Genomic DNA, 17,451 nt, shown 5'->3' with positions numbered 1-17,451 from the left:
TCAGAACCCGAGCTTTAAATCAGGATCGACGGTTCCCTGCATCTTCCGGAAAGTCGATCCAAAATTGTCATCGAGAGCTACGTTCGCCAGGGCGAATTCGATAAGGTCGGTATCGGTTTCAATGCCTGTGTGCTTCTTCGCCTGCTCGATGAGCGCGGGACTGATGCGGCCACCGATTCGCTTGCTTTTTTCCCCGAGCAAGCCGGAATGTTCGGCGGCTTTCATCACGGCATCAAAGCGTGCTTTACTAACGGCAGCGAACTTTCCGGTCTTCACGTGGCGCCCCACCTTTGTCAGAAGACCGTTGTCCCCTGACGCCGGCTTTTTGGAGCTGCTGTGCTTTCTCATGACGTGGGACTCGCTTCATGTCCGACAAAATTAGATTCCGTCCAACATAGCGTTCATAGGTTTTTTTTCAAGAAGGGTCTTTGCCGCCTCGACACCCCGACAGATGGACGATGAAACCGCCGCCGTCGAAGCGATGTCGAACGCAGGCATCGCATCTTCCGGCTGTCGCCGGTCCCGGTCGGCACGATCGCGTTTCAATGCTACGCGAGCGTCCAGGACGCATCGTCGATGCAAACCGGCGACGCCGATTTCGCGCACGATTATGCGATCTCGGCCGAAGTGGAGGATTCTATTCCTCCTGTCCTCGATGTCCTGAAAGGCGCTGATCATATATTTCGACCTTACTGGGCGGTGGGCCACCCTTTCGGGCTAATTGACGCACGCTCTTGTTTCGAGCTCTTCTGATGTTGAGTCAGCTTTTTCTACCCAGGGGGGAATAAATGAAAGTCAATGCCATCTTAGCGGCTAGCGTCGCCACATCTATTGCGATGTTTTCGCAGGCCACACAGGCCTCAACGCAAACATATGCTGATCAAACCACCTGGTCGAACGCGGTCACCATGACTGGAGGCGACAATTACAACGGCAATTCGTGGTCCAACGAATATGAGCAGTATTTTGGAACGAGCGGCGCGAATCTCTCCGGTGTGGGCTATCGGGGACGCGGAATTATTCGGCATCGGCACGAAGACGAGCCATGATGCACCCTACCTACGTTCGAGTGGCTTTGTCTTGTGGCAAAACGGTCTGACGCATACTCTGACCCTTGCCTTCGGATCGTTCGTAAACGCCGTCAGTTTTGACTTCGGCCAATTTTACGGCACATCGACACCGTTTACCATTACCCTCGGCAATGGCTTCAGCGCCTTAGTGTCGTCCAGCGAAAACGCTTTTGCATACTTTTGGCGTGCTGTCAGATACACCGTTCTCAACGGTTTCAATCACCGCAGGTGACTTTCCGGTAATCGATAACCTCCAGTATGGAACGACCGCCGTTCCCGGCCCTGCAGCAGGCGCTGGCCCTGGCGCTCTCGCTATGGGCGGAATGGCTCTTTGGATGAAGCACCGCCGCAGGGTAAAGCTCCGGCTGCTTGAGAAGCGACTCAGCGTTCTTATTTGAAGCCGACGCACGCGCCTTCGTCTATCGGTCAGGATGACAGATTCTCATTCTGTAAAGACGAATTCCACTCTCGTCGGGCGTACCGTCGAGTGAGCCGAACCCGGAGCAGGAACGCGCTGACGTTCCTGCTTGCGCTTTTCGATAAATTTCACCGCTTGCCGGAGCGTGTTGAGCTGATGGCGATAGCTCAGGATCGTGGAAAACCAGGTTTCCGAGAACACATGCCGCCGATCTTTGTCGTCATCCCGAGGGCGGGGGCAAGCAGGCCAGTCCTGCCGACGCGGACGCCGCCCTTCGGTGCCGATTTCGCTGATGAACGGCTCATCGGCACCCCCGCCGTGCTGAGCCTTAACACCGGAAAATTCCAGCTCCCGCTGGCCCAAAATCGGGTAGCACTTCAAAAAACCGCTGGAGCGAACTCAAAACTGGATAAAACTTGGGGGCAAGGTCAGTCGCCCTCCCCTACCCTCCCAAAATACTTGCGTTAGATCAGACCGTCGTATATAGTCACGATAGTCACTATAGTCAGGAGTGAGCAATGCAGCCATCAACGCACGAAGACAAAAGCTGGACGGTCGCCGGCGCCAAGGCAAAATTTTCGGAGGTTATCGAACGCGCACAATCCGTGCCCCAGACGATCACTCGAAACGGAAAACCGAGCGTCGTCGTTGTTTCGGCGGAGGAATGGCAAAGGAAAACGGCACGCAAAGGTTCGCTCGGCGAGTTCCTGATGGACTCGCCACTGCGCGGCACCGATCTGGACCTCGAGCGTCAACGCGATGAGCCGCGTGATTTGCCGCTGTGAGACTGCTCCTCGACACCAATGTCTTGTCCGAGGTGACGAAGCCGCGTCCCGATACACGCGTCCTGGAATGGCTTGATGGGCTTGACGAAGATCGTGCCTTCATCAGTGTTGTATCGATCGCGGAAATTCGCCGCGGTGTTGCTCTGATGGATAGTTGCAGAAAACGCGACGCGCTGGCGGAATGGCTTGCCAGGGATCTTCCGCAACGTTTCGAGCAGCGCGTCATTCCGGTAGAGGAGCCTGTCGCCCTGGCGTGGGGCGACCTGATGGCACTTGCGAAGCGAAGCGGTCGTGGGCTCGCCTCGATGGACGGTTTGATCGCTGCTACGGCAATGGCACACAATCTTACCCTCGCCACGCGCAATACCAGGGATTTTGAAGGTTTCGGAATCGAGATCGTCGATCCATGGAGCAGCTAACTAGCGTGACATTATCGCCCGTCGTCGGAAAGGATGCCTGCGTGCTCTCCTACAGCCTGCTGAAAAACCAATGCCGGCATTCTGCTGATCGGCGCCAAATTAAGCTTCTCGACGCCGTTCTCCATCATCCGGTGAGCGACGCTTGAGCACTCCGGGCTTCAATCGACGGTCGGGATCTCGTTAGCATCGCCGGTGTCAACGACCGGGCGCTTGCACGATGTGGCAATTCTCCAAAATAAGCTCGAGCGGTCAATATCTTGACTGCCGACAAGCATGATACACACCGCGTTGCACGTCGGCTGAAAATCGACTGAATCTCAGGAAAGCGCCAAAAGCGCCCTTCTCCTATCCGGTGTCACGCCGCCGGCAATTTCGCAATCGCGATCGGCTCGCCGTCCTCAGTCCCGCTATCAAACGCCACCTCGCCGGCAAGCTGTCTGATCCGGTTGAAATCCTCAGCCCCCTCGAAGAGGGCACCGCCGAGTTTGAGCTTCAGGTCGAGAGGCGCCTCCTCGGTTTCGAAGGCAGCCTGCGAGACGCGCCTGCGGATACGTGCGCCGATCTCTTGAGCGTTTTCGGGGCTGGCGCCGGGCAGGAAAATGCCGAGTTCATTTGAGGCGAGCCGGGCGACGAGGTCGCCGCTTCTGACCGAGGTCTTGATGATATCGGAGAGCGACAGCATAACCGTGTCGGCCCATTGGGGGCCATACCGGCGGCTGATCGTGTCGAGCGTCTCGACGACCACGGCGATCATGATTCCGCCGGCATCGGTTGCGATTTTCCGGCGGCGGTCGGCATAGTTCTGCATTGCGGCCGCAAAGGCGGTGGCGGTGAGCGCATTCGTCACCGGATCGTGCCGGGCCGTATGGTCAATGTTCGCGTGCAGCGCCGCAAGTTCTGCGTTTCGGAGCTGCAGCGCGAGGAGCAGCGGAAATGCAACAACAAGCGAAACGACGATGATGCTCACGAATCCGGCTAAAAATGGTTGATCCGGGAGGAGCATGTTTAAGACAAGTAAAAGACCAACGGATCCTGCCAGGCAGCAAGACGCGCCGATCGCAGCAAGCAGCAAGGCGGGTTTTATTATGGCGGGGGAGTAACGATTGACAAAATTCATGGCGGTCAAATACTCGCTGAGGAAGAGCGTAAAGCTAGCCCACAGCGCAACAAGTCCCGGTAAAAAAATCCGGTAAAATTGTTGCTTTAGACGCGGGACTCATCGGCTTTCTCCGCTGTGAGGTGCTGTGGGCAGTTGGTACGAAGATGGCTTCATGTGGCTTGCCTGTGCAACATCCCTGCCGCGAGCAACGATCTGGACTTGAGCGCGTTCTTCCCTCGCGTTGTCTTTGCCTGCTTTTTTTTGCGATCCGCCCTTCTTATCGTCCTGGCGCTCGCGACCTTTCGACAGTCATTCGGGTCTCAGGGAATCGAGCATGGCCGAGGCGCGGGCCAGCGTCGACTGTGCCGCCGCCAGTTCCAGTGACACTTCAAACAGATCGCGGTTCGCCATCGACAGAAAAGCGCGCAGCACGGCATCTGAATTGCGGGCGAGCAAGATCAATTGCCAGCCGTTCGGACATCGGCTGCCTGCCAGCCAGTATTTCGCCGCCCGCCCACTTACACCGGTCCAGCGCATGATGGTCTTCGCCGCTTGTGCGCCTGTTCCCAATTCTCCGTTGAGAGCGTCTGCAATCGTCCTGCTGCAATCAAAGCGGTTGTTGGCGGGGCAGTTGCGAACAACTGTGCCCTTCTTCGGAACCATCGTTCTTCCTCCTTGAGGTAAAGTCTGCGGCTTGATGGGAGAATCTCGTCATGAAGTTCGATCGCGGCCGAAAAGGTGAACTAGCGGCGCAGGGCGTCGATGAGGCCACGGTACCTGTCGCTGCCTACGTGCGCATGTCCACCGAAAACCAGCATTACTCCCCCGACATTAGCTCGAGGTGATCCGCAACTACGCGCAGGCAAAGCGATTCGACATTGTGCAGCTTTATGCGGACGAAGGAAAAAGCGGGCTCAGCTTGACCGGCCGGAATGCAATCCAGCAGCTCCTGCACGATGTCATGAACGGAGAGGCTGAATACAAAGCAGTCCTCGTCTACGACGTCAGCCGCTGGGGTCGCTTTCAAGATCCTGACGAGGCCGCAGATATTGAACTCCGGTGTAAGCGGTTTGGCATCAAGGTGCATTATTGCGCCGAGCAGTTTGACAACGACGGCAGCATGGGCTCGTCAATCATCAAGACAGTCAAGCGCGCGATGGCGGCCGAATACAGCCGGGAACTGTCCGTTAAAGTCAGAGCTGGGCAGATGAACCTCGTTCGCCGCGGCTTTCGGCAGGGCGGTCCTGCCGGTTTTGGATTGCGCCGGCTATTGGTGGATGCCACGGGCAAGCCGAAAGGCCGCCTCAAAAGAGGAGAGCAAAAAAGCATCGCCACCGATCGAACCAAAGTTGGAATGTCACACTCCCCGGTTTTGACGACGGTGGAGATTGCGGATGGGCTTGATAGCGATGAGCGAGCGTGATCCGCAGCGGATCGAGATTTTGTCGAAGGTGATCGCCGGCCGCATGACGCTGGTGTGAGCGGCGCATGTGCTTGATCTGAGCACGCGCCAGGTTCGCAGAGCTGCCCGAGCGGATCAAGCCTCCAGCGCGTCGAGAATCCGCCGCCAGTCCTGAGGACCACCGAGAAGACGTAACACGACGATATGGTCATCCGCATCAGGCTACGCTCGAACAAATTTGCCTCAAGAGTGCAGATGCCATTCTTATGTCGGTCAAATCCGACAGTGATCGTCTTCGCCCAACCTGCGGGTGGTTCCTTTATTGCGTGTCGCCTTCTTCCGAGTGTCGATGCCTGATATTCCGCACGATAAGCGAAATTCCCAAGACGACGACAGGCACCGAGATTGCCGTCACAATTTCTGATCCAAACTCGATGCCAAACAAGTGTACCCCTTTGGCGACATATCCAATAAGTCCGACGACATAGTACGAAATGGCAGCAACGGAGAGGCCCTCAACGGTCTGCTGCAGGCGTAATTGCATTTTTGCCCTGCGGTCCATGGAGTTCAGCAACGTCATGTTGATCCGCTCCAGCTCGACATCGATCCAGCTCCTTAGCAAGGATGTGGCACGAGCTAGTTTGCGCGAGAGATTTGCCTGACGCTCTTCTATGGATTGGCAGGTTCGCATGGCCGGCGCCAGGCGCCGCTCCAAGAAAGCACCAAGGCTCTCGCTCCCGGATGTCGCTGTTTCGGCAAGCGCCCGAATTCGCTCCTGGACAATTTCGTAGTAGGCGCGGCTGGCGCCGAACCGGTAAAGACTCATCGCAGCATTCGCTTCGAGTTCGGCCGCCAGACGGGTAATTTCCGCAAGCAGTTGATCGGCTTCGTCGCGAGCGTGCTGCTTCATCCGCTGAGTGACCGCCGTCAGGCTAGCTTCTATCCGGCGGATCTCGGGTGACAGCGATTGTGCTAAAGGCAACGCCATCATTGCAAGTGTTCTATAGGTCTCAATGTCCAGTAGCTTCTGAACGAGCGCGCCACGCGAGCTGTCGGATAGACCGCGGTCAATGACGAGGATCTTTGTCAGGCCATCCCCATCTGGACGGAAATCCGTAAGAATGGTGGCCTCCCCGCTTCTGAGGTCACTGCGGCAAAGGCTCGTCCGATCGAAAACGGCGAGGTCCTTCTGTGTCTCTTCAGTGTCAGGTCTGATCTCCAGTCGTATTCCCGAGATGAAGGGTCCTGGTTGCGAAAACCCGTCACCGAATGGATGCACGGGGATGTTAGCTCCGAACTTTTCCGGAGCGGGGCTGTCCCAGAAATAGGTCGAGAATTCCGTGTGGCGTTCCCATCTCAGCGTTCCTTGTCCCCAGCTGATCGCATGGTGATTGGTCTCGTGAGACGGAGGCGGCGATCCGCTCGATTGGGAGAGCCGCTTTACGATATCATGATCTTGATCGGGCTCGCTGTCCGTCAAGAAAGCAAGCTGAAAGATGACGCGAGGCACCGAAATAAGGGCGTATGGCCGAGCATGGATTTCGCCCACCGCTCTTTCACGAAGAGCGGCCGGTCTGAAAGCAAAATCACCCCTGCTCATTTGACCCCCGGCAACAGTTGAGTTTCTACCCGTTGCCATGCCTCAAATGTCATGTAAATCAATTTGTTAAGCTAAGTCGAGTTTAATCGATTATAGGGCAGCAGTCCGCTTGAACGACGGATGTGTAAGCCCCTCGCGACTTGCATCCCAGCCAACTTTGGCACGCAATGCGGATCATATCAGCCAGCCTGCACACGAAGGCCCCAAACGAAATGCCGGAAGCGGCAGCGGGAGGGCGGCGTCTTCGGGCAGCCGACAGTTACAGTCGCGGCAGCTCCCCACCCTCCCCTCGCCTACCCGGCTCTCAATATGCAAGCACACTACTGCAGGCGCGCGGCATCGTTCGCCGTTTCAAGCAGCTTGCGCAGCTGCCTTCAATGGGATCTCGACGTCGATTTCCAAAATCGACACGTGCTCATTACGATCCATCTTTACTTGGACCTTATCATTGTCGAGCTGCACGTGCTTGGCAATCACTGCAAGGATTTCCTCGCGCAGCAGCGATACAAGGTCTGAACCCGTCGACGAGCGTTCGTGGGCCAGAAGCACCTGCAGGCGTTCACGGGCCGCAGGGGCGGTTTTCTTCTTGCCGAAAAGACTGAAGATGTTCATGCGGCCCTCCGTCCGAATATCTTGCCGAAGAGACCGCGCTTTTCCCCGGGAATTGTGATCGGTACTTCCTCACCGGCAAGCCGACGGGCGGCATCGAAATAGGCCATCGCGGGTGCACAGCGGCTATCAGCGAGCGTTACAGGTGCGCCAATATTGGAGGCGCGCAGAACATCCATGCTTTCGGGAACAATGCCGAGCAGCGGAATGGAAAGGATCTCCAGGACGTCATCAACTTTGAGCATATCGCCCCGTTCGGCTCGGTTGGCATCGTAGCGGGTCAGTAGCAGATGCTTCTCCATCCGCTCGCCGCGTTCTGCCTTGGCGGTCTTGGCGTCCAATAGGCCGATGATGCGGTCCGAATCGCGGACCGAAGAGACTTCGGGGTTGGTGACGACAACGGCGATATCGGCATGGCGCATTGCAAGAGTCGCCCCACGTTCGATGCCTGCGGGGCTATCGCAGATGATCCAGTCGAAGTGGCGCTTCAGATCGGTCATGACACGTTCGACACCCTCCGGCGTCAAGTTGTCCTTGTCGCGTGTTTGCGATGCCGGGAGCAGAAACAGCGTCTCGAGTCGCTTGTCGCGTATCAGCGCCTGAGGGAGCTTGGCATCGCCTTGTATGACATTGATCAGGTCGTAGACGACCCTTCGTTCCGCACCCATCACGAGATCGAGATTGCGCAGCCCGACGTCAAAATCGACGACGACCACTTTTTCGTTCCTCTGCGCCAGAGCCGCTCCAAGCGCGGCGGTAGAAGTTGTCTTGCCAACTCCGCCTTTGCCTGAAGTGACGACGATGACTTTCCCCATCTTGCTCTCCTGTGTCCTAGCCAGCTTTCGGCTCAGATAAGTTTCTCTGCCATGATCGTGTCGCCTTCCAGCCAGAGCTGGACAGGTTGTCCTCGAAGGTTCGAGGCCATGTCTTCGGCGGTCTTGTAGACGCCATCAATCGCAACGAGCTCTGCCTCGAGCTTTCGGCAGAAGATCCGCGCGGACGCATTGCCGACCGACCCCGCCATGGCCCGGCCCCGCAAGGTGCCATAAACATGGACCGAACCTCCGGCGATGATCTCCGAACCGGAGGCAACAGAACCGACGATGGTGACATCGCCTTCCGGGAAAATCACTGACTGACCTGAACGCACGGGCTGCCGGATCACAATGGACTGGAGTGCCGGACGCGCTTCACTTGCCGGCTGCTTGGTTTGCAGATCGATGATTGGTTCCGCTTTCGGAAGCTCAAAGTCGGAAACAGGCCGTCCGCCCTTCAGTGCAGGTGGCATGCCAGGCCCAAGGATTGACGGCCGCCCGCCCTCGATTCCCATGACGCTCACATTGCGTTGCGTCAGTTCCGCAATAAGATCCTTCAACTGCGATCGGTCGATCTGCAGGTCCGTGACATCGAGCACGATGGGCCGGCCCAAAAAGAATCCGGCTGAGCGGGCTGCGAGATCATCCAGCCTCGCCAGCCAATCATCGAGCGGGAGATCTGGAGAAAGCATGACCGCGAGGAAAGAGCGGCCCTTGATGCGGATAGAGCGAGCGTCTGTTAGCACTTTGGTCATCTATGTTAAGAGATCGTTGACCATGTCTACCGCCGCCATGGTTAACAAAAAGTTAACAGTATTAAGAAAGGTTTGCGCAGCCGCTGGGCAATGTCATGCCGCTGGATCTTCTAGACTAAGTCTCTCTGAAATCTCGCGTGCCGACATGGGCTTTCCGACGAGATATCCTTGAAGCTGGTCACATCCTGTATCGCGCAATATCGCTGCCTGGCGGGCATTCTCGATGCCCTCGGCGGTAACGGGAATATTAAGAGCCGTTGCCAAGGAGATCGTTGCCCGAAGAACCTCAATCCCGTTTGCAGCGTCTTCGACACCCGAAACAAGTGATCGATCGATCTTCATCCGATCGAAGCCAAATTGCCGCAGTGCGCCGATACTCGCATAGCCGCAACCGAAGTCATCAAGTGCGAACTTGATTCCGACGCGCTTAAGCTGGTCGATGGACCGTCGGGCCTGATCAGGATTCGTCATGAGGACGCCTTCGGTTATCTCCAAAGTCAGGCGGTTGGCGTCGAAATCAGATTCCTGCAGGACCGCAATCACTTGCGCCCCGAAGTCCGGATTACACAGCTGGATTGGCGAGACATTGACGGACAACGTCAGGCCGGGCCAGGCTCTCGCATGACAGATCGACGCACGCAGCATATGAACGCCGAGAGCGTCTATGAGGCCGGATTTTTCAGCAAGCGGGATGAAAACCTCCGGACTGATCTTTCCGGCGGCGCTTTGCCAGCGCGCCAAGGCCTCAAGGCCTGTGATCGCACCCGTGGCGGCAGAAACGAGCGGTTGGAAAACGGGCTCGATTGCTCCACTCTTTATGGCGTTTTTCAATTCGCCTTCCAGTTCGCCGATACGCACGCGTTCGCGGTCGAGCTCGGGATCGTATCCAACAGCTTGACCTCTGCCATTTTCCTTGGCGCGGTAGAGAGCCATGTCGGCCCGCCGAAGCAGTTCCAGGGGCGCCATGTCCTCGCTTCTGGTTGCGGCCCCGATGCTTGCCCCGACTTCGATCGTTCGCCCGTCGATTTTGAACGGCCCGGCAAACAGGTTGAGAATTGCCTGTTCGAAGTCGCCGAGCGCAGCCGATCCGACTTGCACCAGCGCGAATTCGTCGCCACCCAGTCTCGCGGCGGCAAAGACTTCCTGGTGGCAGGCCGGCAACGCCTTCGCAACGATGCGAATCAGATCATCGCCGACCGCATGCCCCCAAGCATCGTTGATCGCCTTGAAGCCATCAAGATCAACGAGATAAAGCGACACCTCCGGCACAGCCGAGCTGCTGAGATGCTCCAGCACATTTAAAAGGCCATGTCTGTTGAGCAGACCGCTCAGATTGTCATGATTTGCTTCGAAACGTGCCACGTCCGCCAATCGACGCAAGCGCCGCGCCTCAGAGGCACCGGCGAAAAGGACGGCTGCCAGAAACAGGCAAAGGATGACCGCGGCGGCCAGTATGTACGGATAGACCGTCGTAAAGACCGCGCTTCCAGGCGCTTTGCTGGGCCAGACAAGAAAGGCAATGGCAGCGCCGTCCATGCCTTTGATCGGGGCGCTCAGGAGGCCTGGTTCAGCCGCTGCCTGGAGCCGCAGCCCCTCAAGCTCGTGTTCAGTGGAGAACGTGCCTAGAACGTCGGGCGTGACTTCCTTATAGAAGCTCAATACGCTCAGCCTCGGAAGCTCGGCATCTGCCGAGAAGGGCTGAATTGCTTGTGATGCGACCAGCGCGACACCGCTTTCGGTCTTGAAGAAGTTGACCAGAGGAGCCTCGCTAGCGATCGCGGCAGCTTTGCTCTGCCGCGCGAAGGCCTCGCCAAAATATTCGCGCGGCTGGAAAGACTTGCCCTTCGCATAAGAAGAGATCGCCCTTCCATCGGGATCGATGACGATTGCACCGTCATACAGCGGATAGTCCTCGCTGGTCTTGCCCCAGTTGTCGTAGGCCCAGGCGGCGGCATCGGCTGAGGCAATGGCGGCGTAAGCATCATCCCACACGGCATTGTCCGTTACGGTCCCGCTGAGGCGTGCCGCAAATGCTGCGATCGCGGCATTTGCGGCACGGGTGGCCCGCGCATCGTCGATTTCATTGCCCGACCGGGTCATGGTCGCAACAACGTGGGCCATCAGGCCCGTCAGCAAAAGAGCGACGGCAAGGAAGCAGATGGTTGCAGCAATGATGGAAGACGTTTGAGCACGAACATATTTCGCTGCAAAGCTGGACGACATGAAGGGTCCGAGAATCTGTGTTTAAGGATCATGTCTTGGGACGGCAGGAGACATCATGTCCGCAATGCGCTGCATTTCAGGTTTAGCATTCGACGATGTAAGCGCGCTTAAAAAGCGTGGTTAACGACAGGAGTAACCATCCAACGCAGACAGTGGCGTCCAAACGATAGCCAGCCACCGGGACCTAATGCAGACAACGCGTTAAGCTGCCCGAAAGAAAAAAAGCGTAGAAGTTCAAATTGATCCACGTTCTTGAGCTGCTGAAACGATCATGAGCACAACCTGGCAGATACTGACGGGAAACCTCGCCGTCGTTGCACTTGTCATGTCGCTGTGGGCTCATTTCTATTATCGATTCCGCGATCTATCCGCGCTTCAGTCGAGGGTCGCATTCGGTCTGACAATGGGCCTTGGCGCGGTTGCATCGATGTTGCTTTCGATCCCTGTCAACTCCGGCGCATTCATCGATTTGAGATCGTCGCTGATTGCGATCTCCGGGCTGTTTGGCGGGCCGGTGGCAGCCATTGCCACGATGGCTGTTGCAGGCGCTTTCCGGATATTTGCAGGCGGAGCGGGAACAATCAACGGCGTTGCCGGTATCCTGCTGATCGGCGCCGTTGGTCTTGCCGCTCACATAGTCGTCCAAAACCGCAAGATCGGGATCATCGATGTCGTGCTCTTGGCTGCTGCGGTTTGCGTAACGCTCGTGGGGTCGACACTGGTCCTGCTAAGCGACGCCGATGGCCAAACACTTACGTCGATCATCGCACCCGCTCTCTTCTTGAATTCCTGCGCCATCATCATCTCCGGGCTTGTCCTGTTGCAGTTCGAACGCATTGCACTCGAACGTGATCTGTTGACGGCCGCCCTCACCCAGACATCCGACTACCATTACGTCAAGAATAGCCAGAGCCAATTTGTCATCGTCAACCGCAATGTCGCCGAACATCATCACTTCAGTTCGCCGGCCGAGATGATCGGCCTCACTGATTTTCAGCTTGCAACGCAACGCCGCGCGGAGATCTTGTTTGCCGAAGAGCAAGAGCTTGTGCGCAGCGGCAAACCCGTGATCGATAAGATCGAACAGCTTCGCGAGGGCGAGCAGGAAAGATGCTACTCGACGTCCAAGTTTCCTTTGCGCGACGGAAAGGGCGAAATCATCGGTCTTGCTGGCGCCACGCGCGACATCACGGAACAGCGGCGCGTGGAGCACGAACTGACCGAAAGCCGGAACCTGCTGTCGCACGCGATGGCCGGCATGTCGGATGGATTTGCGATGTTCGGTCCTGACGGCACGCTGCTATTCTGTAACGAGCAGTACAGGTGCCTTTTCCCCTTGTCAGGTCCAGCGCGGATTCCCGGAGCCAACATTAAAGATATTCTGCGGAAGGTCGCGGAGACAGAGGAGCGGCGCATTCTGCCCAAGGAAGTGACAGACGACTGGATCGACGACGCCGTCGCGCACCTGCATCAGGACAAGGACGAGGAGATTAACCTCTGTGATGGCCGCTGGCTCAGCTTGCGGACGCGACTGACGACAGACGGAAAAGCACTTGTTGTCGTATCCGACATCACAGCCATGAAGCAGGCCGAGCACTCGCTGCGTGAACTTGCCGAGCAAATGAAGAATTTGGCGGAAACGGATGCTTTAACGGGGATCGTCAACCGGCGGGCTTTCGACCAGGCGGTCGTCATAGAGCTTGCCCGGAGCACCAGAAACCGGACACCACTCAGCCTGCTTTTGATCGATGTCGATCGTTTCAAGGCCTATAACGACACTTATGGTCATGTTGCCGGCGACGAATGTCTCAAAGCCGTCAGCGACTGTTTACGCCAGGTTGTCAAACGCCGCACCGATGTCGTCGCCCGCTTTGGTGGTGAGGAGTTCGTCGTTCTGCTGCCCGAAACCGACGAAGGCGCAGCCCAAGCGCTTGCCCGCAAATTCCTGGCGGGTCTTCGGGCGCTGGAAATACCGCATGCGGGAAGCGAATTCCGGTATGTCACTGCAAGTGTCGGCGTTTCGACAAAGCAAAGGTCGTCTTCCGAAGTCGTATCGTCGGAGCTGATCAAACGGGCGGACGATGCTCTTTATGATGCCAAGCGCAACGGTCGCAACCAGATCAGCACCTGGAGTGCCCAAAAATGCGATGAGCGTCGGCAAAAGGGGCCATCGTGCTCAAGATGATTGCGCGACCCGGGCCTGATGCGCTTTTCCTGCGCTGCAGGATCTTCTGATCCCCGCCCGCTTTCAAGCCAGCGCACGAATTCTGCTCGTCTGTGAGAGCATCGGCGGGACCTCGCCGCTGCCGGCAATGAATTGCGCCGGCACCTCAGGTGCCGGCGAGTATCCCAACATCAGTTCGCCGGCTCGGCGGGCGTCTCCGTGACAATCGTGACTGTTGTCGTTGTTTCCGTGGTTGCGGGCTCCTCAACCGTATCCACGGCCTCCGGATCGGGCAGCGTTTCGCGAATCTCGTCAATCTTGCCGACTGCCGGTCCCACGCCGAGGATTTCCTTGGCTTCAGCTAGCGCATCGTCGCTCACCACGCCCCCTTTTGTGAATCCCGTAAGCGCCTCGCGTAGCGCCTCATCGCTCAGCGCCGGATCGGTCGGAACCACATCGGGCCCGCTTACCTTTTCGAATTCAGCATATGCCATGACGTAGGCCGCAACGGGTGCCAGTCGCGGGTCGTTGGAATGCATGTAGGCGTGATAATTGCGGTTCAACGAACTCAGCCCAACCGTGTCCGATTTGGTGTTCTTCAGACTTTCCTTTGCAGCGTTGCCGCTCTTGACGGGCTTATCCGCCTTTGTTGCCTTACCAGTCTTCTTGTCATGAAAGAAAAGCGATTCGAGCGTCGGCGTGCTTGCACCCGACTTTGAAGTCGTCTTCGAATGGGAATGCGCATTGCCAGACTTGCCATGGTTCGAGCCGGCGCTGCCGTGGTTGCCTCCATTCCCATTCCCATTCCCATTCCCGTTTCCACCCCCACCAGAATTGCCGTTGCCATTTCCGTCCTTGGCGAGGGCCTCGTTCGAGATTCCGAACGTAGCGCTCGTTAGTGGAGCGATTGTCATGGTAAGCACAAGAATGCCCCCGCTGATCAGTTTTCTGATAGGCATGCGATGTCTCCTCGTTAAAGCGGCGGCGATGAAAATCACGGCCAGCCGCCGATGAGCGGCTTCGGTGAACGCAACGATAGCTTGCGCGGCGGCGCGGTTCCATGATCCTCAGACCAATGCCGCAGCGGGTAGGACTTAGGTCCGATGGATGGATTCCAAACGTCTGATAGTGGACGCTTGACAAGCTCGCCATTGACCGCCGCAGCGGAGAAGGTAGGTTATCTGCAAGATCGAAACGGGTCGCCCACGCAATGCGACCAATCCCCGAGAATAACTCGTGCGTCGGCCCAACCTGATTTCAAAATGGAATTCGCAGTCACTGGCCAAGCAGTTTCTGGTGATTGGCGGCATTGTCTCGATTGGAGCAATGCTTCTGGTCGGGGCGTTCGTCACTCGTTTGATCGAAGACGCCGTTACACGCAATTCTGCCGCAACGACTGCACTTTACGTGGACAGTGTCATTGCTCCGCTGCTGCCTGACATGCAGACGAGCCAGGCGCTTGACGACACGGTCGCGCGGGCCCTGGACGAGACGCTGGGGCAAGGTGCGCTGGGCGACCGGCTGTTGTCATTCCGTTTGTGGCGTTCGGATGGAACTATTCTCTATTCGAACGACAAGACCATGGTCGGAAAGAAGTTCCCGCTCAGTGATGAGCTCAAGACGGCCTTTGCCGGCAAGATGGCGGCACAGTTCAACGAGCTCGACGATGTCGAGGACAAGGTAGAACGTCTTGCCGGCAAACCGCTTCTGGAGATCTACAACCCCGTCCTGCAGCCCTGGTCGGGACAGGTGGTCGCCGTTTCCGAGTTTTACGAAATTGCCAATGATTTCCAGCACAGCCTTAGCCAGGCCCGGCTTCGCACCTGGCTCGCGGTGGCGGGTTTTACGCTCGTGTTCTTCGCGACGCTTTCGGCGATTGTTCTAAGGGGTAGCCGAACGATCGAAAATCAGCGTCATGCGTTGAGGCAGCGGATTGACGATTTGTCCGCTTTGCTTGCCCAGAACGAGGCTCTCCGGGAGCGTGTCCAGCGCGCTTCCGAACGCGTCACCGCGTTGAACGAGAGCTATCTGCGGCGTATCGGCGCGGATCTTCACGACGGCCCAGCCCAACTTATAGCTTATGCTTCGCTTCGGCTCGATAGCCGCACCGTCGTCAGCGCATCAACCTCTCCTGCCACCCGCGAGCGGGAGATAGCATCCATCAAGGCAAGTCTCGACGAAGCCATGCGCGAAATCCGTACGATTTGCAGCGGTCTGGTCTTGCCGCAGATCGAGGCAGCGAGCCTTTCGGAAATATTGGAGCGGGGTGTTCACGCGCATCGCCAGAGAACCGGGACAATCGTCGACCTGGTGACGTCCAGCATACCTGTTTGTCTGTCGCCGTCGGCGAAAATATGCATCTACCGCTTTGTGCAGGAAGCATTGAATAATGCCTATCGTCATGGCGGCGGCGCAGGCCAGCGTGTTATCCAGCGTCTGCAGGAAAATCGCGTCAGCGTAGAAGTCGCAGACGATGGACCAGGTTTCAGTCCCGACGACGTCGGACCTACCAGCCTTGGACTTGCGGGTCTCAGGGAACGCGTTGAAAGTCTTGGCGGTACGTTCGAGATCACGTTTGCGGCGCCAGGTACGATCGTCAGGATGACACTCAACACCGAGGAGACCGAGCAAGTATGAGCGAAACGATAAGGGTCGCGGTTATAGACGATCACCCGTTGTTTAGAGAGGGCGTAACGAGAAGCTTGTCGGAGATCGATGGTTTCGAGGTGATCGCCGAAGGCGGTTCGAAGGATGACGCGTTGCGAATTGCACAGAATCTCCGGCCCGACGTCATCCTCATCGACATTTCCATGCCAGGCGGAGGACTGAACGCGATTGGTCCGATCCTTGAAGCATCACCATCGCAGAAGATCATCATGTTGACGGTCTCTGAAGCCAACGATAATGTTACCGGAGCCTTGAAGGCGGGGGCGAAAGGTTATGTTCTCAAAGGCGTCGGCTCCAGAGCACTCGCCGACATCATCCGCACGGTGGCTGACGGGGACGGATATGTCGCTCCGACGCTGTCTGCCAAGTTGCTTCACAATCCATCCGAGCCCTCCAACGTTGACGCCATTGCTGCGCTGACCGCCCGTGAACACGAAGTTCTAAAGCTCGTCGCGACGGGACTTAGCAACAAAGAGGTGGCCCGGAAGCTCGACCTGCACGAGAAAACGATCAAGCATCACATGACACAGGTCATGGCGAAACTTGACGTCAATAACAGGACAGAGGCGGCGATGGTCTTTCGCGATGCGATCGATCGAAAGCCGGTCAGGGACTGAATGATTGAAGCCGCTTTACATCATCAAAAGTGGCGCGCCGATTGACGATCGTGCGCCCTTTCGCATCCTTCATGATGTAGCGTCCCCTTTTGACTTCCTCGCTCATTCCATCGACGTGAAGCACTTCGAGCGAGGAGTTGACATCGCCGCTTTTCGTTGCTGACACACCAGAGCTTTTTCCGGAAGAGCTGTTGCTCGAGCCGCTCTTCCCGTTGCCATTGCCGCCGCCATTGCCGTTGCCGCCGCCATTGCCGTTGCCGCCGCCATTGCCGTTGCCGCCGCCATTGCCATTGCCGCCGCTATTGCCGTTCCCGCCGCCATTGCCGTTGTTTCCACTCTTGGCCAGGGCAGACTGGCTGGCTACGTCGAACGCGGATCCCGATATTTCAATCTTATAGGGAAGGATTGAAAGGGAGACACCAACCAAACCCCAACACAACGTGGCTAGAAAATTCCGACGCGTAGTCATCGCTGTTACCTGACGCGGGGTCAGCCCACGTCCTTTGTCAATTAAAGAGCGCACCTGGAGCAATGGCGAATATTCGGCTCGGAGGCGGTGGGCAAAGCCTGCTAAGCAAATTTACATGCAGCATCCAAGATCCGAAGCCTGAAAGGCCAGTCCAAGTTCTTGAGATTGCTCATGACGCATGCCGGTCGTCAACCCTGGAAGCGCCTGATAAAGGAAGATCAGACCTTTCCTGCGCACGGGATCCGACCTTCGTCCGCTTGCGCATAGGACCAAAGTCCGAGGACAGACGAGGACTGGGAGGGCATGATCAACCCACGAGAGATATGTGATCGCGTACTC

Annotated in this window: 19 protein-coding genes and 1 pseudogene; 9 read left to right on the top strand and 11 right to left on the bottom strand. The window is 57.2% G+C overall.

The window, feature by feature from the left end; genetic code table 11:
• Positions 1 to 276: a hypothetical protein gene (locus tag A3C3_RS0127760; RefSeq protein WP_233450548.1), complete on the bottom strand. Its 276-nt coding sequence runs from the start codon at positions 274 to 276 to the stop codon at positions 1 to 3.
• Between the two features lie 225 nt (positions 277 to 501).
• On the opposite strand from A3C3_RS0127760, the gene A3C3_RS44005 reads away from it, so the two are divergent.
• Both A3C3_RS44005 and A3C3_RS45500 read left to right on the top strand, forming a co-directional pair.
• Positions 502 to 753 (top strand): GSU2403 family nucleotidyltransferase fold protein, encoded by a 252-nt coding sequence (locus A3C3_RS44005; RefSeq protein ID WP_325058576.1) that lies wholly within the window; start codon positions 502 to 504, stop codon positions 751 to 753.
• A 35-nt stretch (positions 754 to 788) separates the two neighbouring features.
• On the top strand, positions 789 to 1,049 hold the full coding sequence (locus A3C3_RS45500; RefSeq protein ID WP_145611615.1) for a hypothetical protein: 261 nt from the start codon (positions 789 to 791) through the stop codon (positions 1,047 to 1,049).
• Between the two features lie 463 nt (positions 1,050 to 1,512).
• Here A3C3_RS45500 and A3C3_RS0127745 read toward each other — a convergent pair whose 3' ends face one another.
• A complete protein-coding gene (locus A3C3_RS0127745; RefSeq protein WP_156890797.1) occupies positions 1,513 to 1,869 on the bottom strand; it encodes a hypothetical protein in 357 nt (118 codons plus the stop codon).
• Between the two features lie 137 nt (positions 1,870 to 2,006).
• On the opposite strand from A3C3_RS0127745, the gene A3C3_RS0127740 reads away from it, so the two are divergent.
• Complete coding sequence (locus tag A3C3_RS0127740; RefSeq protein ID WP_022717835.1) at positions 2,007 to 2,273, top strand: type II toxin-antitoxin system Phd/YefM family antitoxin; 267 nt, start codon at positions 2,007 to 2,009, stop codon at positions 2,271 to 2,273.
• A complete protein-coding gene (locus A3C3_RS0127735) occupies positions 2,270 to 2,692 on the top strand; it encodes a type II toxin-antitoxin system VapC family toxin (protein ID WP_022717834.1) in 423 nt (140 codons plus the stop codon). Before A3C3_RS0127740 ends, A3C3_RS0127735 begins: the two co-directional genes overlap by 4 nt.
• A 355-nt stretch (positions 2,693 to 3,047) precedes the next feature.
• On the opposite strand, the gene A3C3_RS0127725 is transcribed toward A3C3_RS0127735, so the two are convergent.
• The gene (locus A3C3_RS0127725; protein WP_233450547.1) at positions 3,048 to 3,659 is read right to left on the bottom strand and encodes a GGDEF domain-containing protein; all 612 of its coding nucleotides are present in this window, start codon (positions 3,657 to 3,659) and stop codon (positions 3,048 to 3,050) included.
• Between the two features lie 441 nt (positions 3,660 to 4,100).
• A complete protein-coding gene (locus tag A3C3_RS39410; RefSeq protein WP_022717831.1) occupies positions 4,101 to 4,454 on the bottom strand; it encodes a hypothetical protein in 354 nt (117 codons plus the stop codon).
• Positions 4,455 to 4,632: 178 nt separating this feature from the next.
• Here A3C3_RS39410 and A3C3_RS41785 point away from each other — a divergent pair, with 178 nt between their 5' ends.
• Together A3C3_RS41785 and A3C3_RS48665 are read left to right on the top strand one after the other, a co-directional pair.
• Positions 4,633 to 5,214 (top strand): recombinase family protein, encoded by a 582-nt coding sequence (locus tag A3C3_RS41785; RefSeq protein ID WP_022717829.1) that lies wholly within the window; start codon positions 4,633 to 4,635, stop codon positions 5,212 to 5,214.
• Positions 5,186 to 5,365, top strand: a pseudogene (locus tag A3C3_RS48665) (ISNCY family transposase); the annotation flags it as partial. The gene A3C3_RS41785 and the pseudogene A3C3_RS48665, both read left to right, overlap by 29 nt.
• A gap of 147 nt (positions 5,366 to 5,512) precedes the next feature.
• Here A3C3_RS48665 and A3C3_RS0127700 read toward each other — a convergent pair.
• From A3C3_RS0127700 to A3C3_RS0127680, 5 genes are all read right to left on the bottom strand, one after another.
• Positions 5,513 to 6,793, bottom strand: a complete 1,281-nt coding sequence (locus A3C3_RS0127700; protein ID WP_028740064.1) for a DUF3422 family protein — start codon at positions 6,791 to 6,793, stop codon at positions 5,513 to 5,515.
• Positions 6,794 to 7,144: 351 nt separating this feature from the next.
• Complete coding sequence (minE, locus tag A3C3_RS0127695) at positions 7,145 to 7,405, bottom strand: cell division topological specificity factor MinE (RefSeq protein WP_022717827.1); 261 nt, start codon at positions 7,403 to 7,405, stop codon at positions 7,145 to 7,147.
• The gene (minD, locus tag A3C3_RS0127690) at positions 7,402 to 8,217 is read right to left on the bottom strand and encodes a septum site-determining protein MinD (RefSeq protein ID WP_022717826.1); all 816 of its coding nucleotides are present in this window, start codon (positions 8,215 to 8,217) and stop codon (positions 7,402 to 7,404) included. The genes minE and minD overlap by 4 nt, the downstream gene beginning before the upstream one ends.
• A gap of 32 nt (positions 8,218 to 8,249) precedes the next feature.
• Positions 8,250 to 8,972, bottom strand: coding sequence for a septum site-determining protein MinC (minC, locus tag A3C3_RS0127685; protein WP_022717825.1), 723 nt, complete (start codon positions 8,970 to 8,972; stop codon positions 8,250 to 8,252).
• A 93-nt stretch (positions 8,973 to 9,065) separates the two neighbouring features.
• Positions 9,066 to 11,195, bottom strand: a complete 2,130-nt coding sequence (locus A3C3_RS0127680; protein ID WP_022717824.1) for a putative bifunctional diguanylate cyclase/phosphodiesterase — start codon at positions 11,193 to 11,195, stop codon at positions 9,066 to 9,068.
• A gap of 271 nt (positions 11,196 to 11,466) precedes the next feature.
• Between A3C3_RS0127680 and A3C3_RS39395 the strand changes: the two genes are divergently transcribed.
• Complete coding sequence (locus tag A3C3_RS39395; protein WP_022717823.1) at positions 11,467 to 13,380, top strand: diguanylate cyclase; 1,914 nt, start codon at positions 11,467 to 11,469, stop codon at positions 13,378 to 13,380.
• Between the two features lie 170 nt (positions 13,381 to 13,550).
• Here the strand turns inward: A3C3_RS39395 and A3C3_RS39390 are convergent, their stop codons facing one another.
• On the bottom strand, positions 13,551 to 14,318 hold the full coding sequence (locus A3C3_RS39390) for a hypothetical protein (protein ID WP_022717821.1): 768 nt from the start codon (positions 14,316 to 14,318) through the stop codon (positions 13,551 to 13,553).
• A 277-nt stretch (positions 14,319 to 14,595) separates the two neighbouring features.
• Here A3C3_RS39390 and A3C3_RS0127660 point away from each other — a divergent pair, with 277 nt between their 5' ends.
• Together A3C3_RS0127660 and A3C3_RS0127655 are read left to right on the top strand one after the other, a co-directional pair.
• The gene (locus A3C3_RS0127660) at positions 14,596 to 15,996 is read left to right on the top strand and encodes a sensor histidine kinase (protein WP_022717820.1); all 1,401 of its coding nucleotides are present in this window, start codon (positions 14,596 to 14,598) and stop codon (positions 15,994 to 15,996) included.
• Entirely contained in the window at positions 15,993 to 16,643 is a 651-nt protein-coding gene (locus A3C3_RS0127655; RefSeq protein ID WP_022717819.1) for a response regulator, read from the top strand. The genes A3C3_RS0127660 and A3C3_RS0127655 overlap by 4 nt, the downstream gene beginning before the upstream one ends.
• Here A3C3_RS0127655 and A3C3_RS45495 read toward each other — a convergent pair.
• Positions 16,633 to 17,112, bottom strand: coding sequence for a hypothetical protein (locus tag A3C3_RS45495; protein WP_028740063.1), 480 nt, complete (start codon positions 17,110 to 17,112; stop codon positions 16,633 to 16,635). The two genes, A3C3_RS0127655 and A3C3_RS45495, sit on opposite strands and share 11 nt — an antisense overlap.
• Positions 17,113 to 17,451 lie beyond the last annotated feature (339 nt).

The sequence above is a fragment of the Rhizobium mongolense USDA 1844 genome (assembly GCF_000419765.1).
Classification (GTDB): Bacteria; Pseudomonadota; Alphaproteobacteria; order Rhizobiales; family Rhizobiaceae; genus Rhizobium; species Rhizobium mongolense.
The sequence above is the reverse complement of the archived record's forward strand: the minus strand, read 5'-3'. Positions and strand labels throughout refer to the sequence as shown.

Excerpts from the sequence above, each read along its gene's own strand:
- A3C3_RS39390 (WP_022717821.1), bottom strand. The coding sequence starts at position 14,318 with ATGCCTATCAGAAAACTGATCAGCGGGGGCATTCTTGTGCTTACCATG.
- A3C3_RS0127740 (WP_022717835.1), top strand. The coding sequence starts at position 2,007 with ATGCAGCCATCAACGCACGAAGACAAAAGCTGGACGGTCGCCGGCGCC.
- A3C3_RS39395 (WP_022717823.1), top strand. The coding sequence starts at position 11,467 with ATGAGCACAACCTGGCAGATACTGACGGGAAACCTCGCCGTCGTTGCA.
- A3C3_RS45495 (WP_028740063.1), bottom strand. The coding sequence starts at position 17,112 with ATGACTACGCGTCGGAATTTTCTAGCCACGTTGTGTTGGGGTTTGGTT.
- A3C3_RS39410 (WP_022717831.1), bottom strand. The coding sequence starts at position 4,454 with ATGGTTCCGAAGAAGGGCACAGTTGTTCGCAACTGCCCCGCCAACAAC.
- A3C3_RS45500 (WP_145611615.1), top strand. The coding sequence starts at position 789 with ATGAAAGTCAATGCCATCTTAGCGGCTAGCGTCGCCACATCTATTGCG.
- A3C3_RS0127700 (WP_028740064.1), bottom strand. The coding sequence starts at position 6,793 with ATGAGCAGGGGTGATTTTGCTTTCAGACCGGCCGCTCTTCGTGAAAGA.
- A3C3_RS0127655 (WP_022717819.1), top strand. The coding sequence starts at position 15,993 with ATGAGCGAAACGATAAGGGTCGCGGTTATAGACGATCACCCGTTGTTT.
- A3C3_RS0127680 (WP_022717824.1), bottom strand. The coding sequence starts at position 11,195 with ATGTCGTCCAGCTTTGCAGCGAAATATGTTCGTGCTCAAACGTCTTCC.
- minC (WP_022717825.1), bottom strand. The coding sequence starts at position 8,972 with ATGACCAAAGTGCTAACAGACGCTCGCTCTATCCGCATCAAGGGCCGC.
- minD (WP_022717826.1), bottom strand. The coding sequence starts at position 8,217 with ATGGGGAAAGTCATCGTCGTCACTTCAGGCAAAGGCGGAGTTGGCAAG.
- minE (WP_022717827.1), bottom strand. The coding sequence starts at position 7,405 with ATGAACATCTTCAGTCTTTTCGGCAAGAAGAAAACCGCCCCTGCGGCC.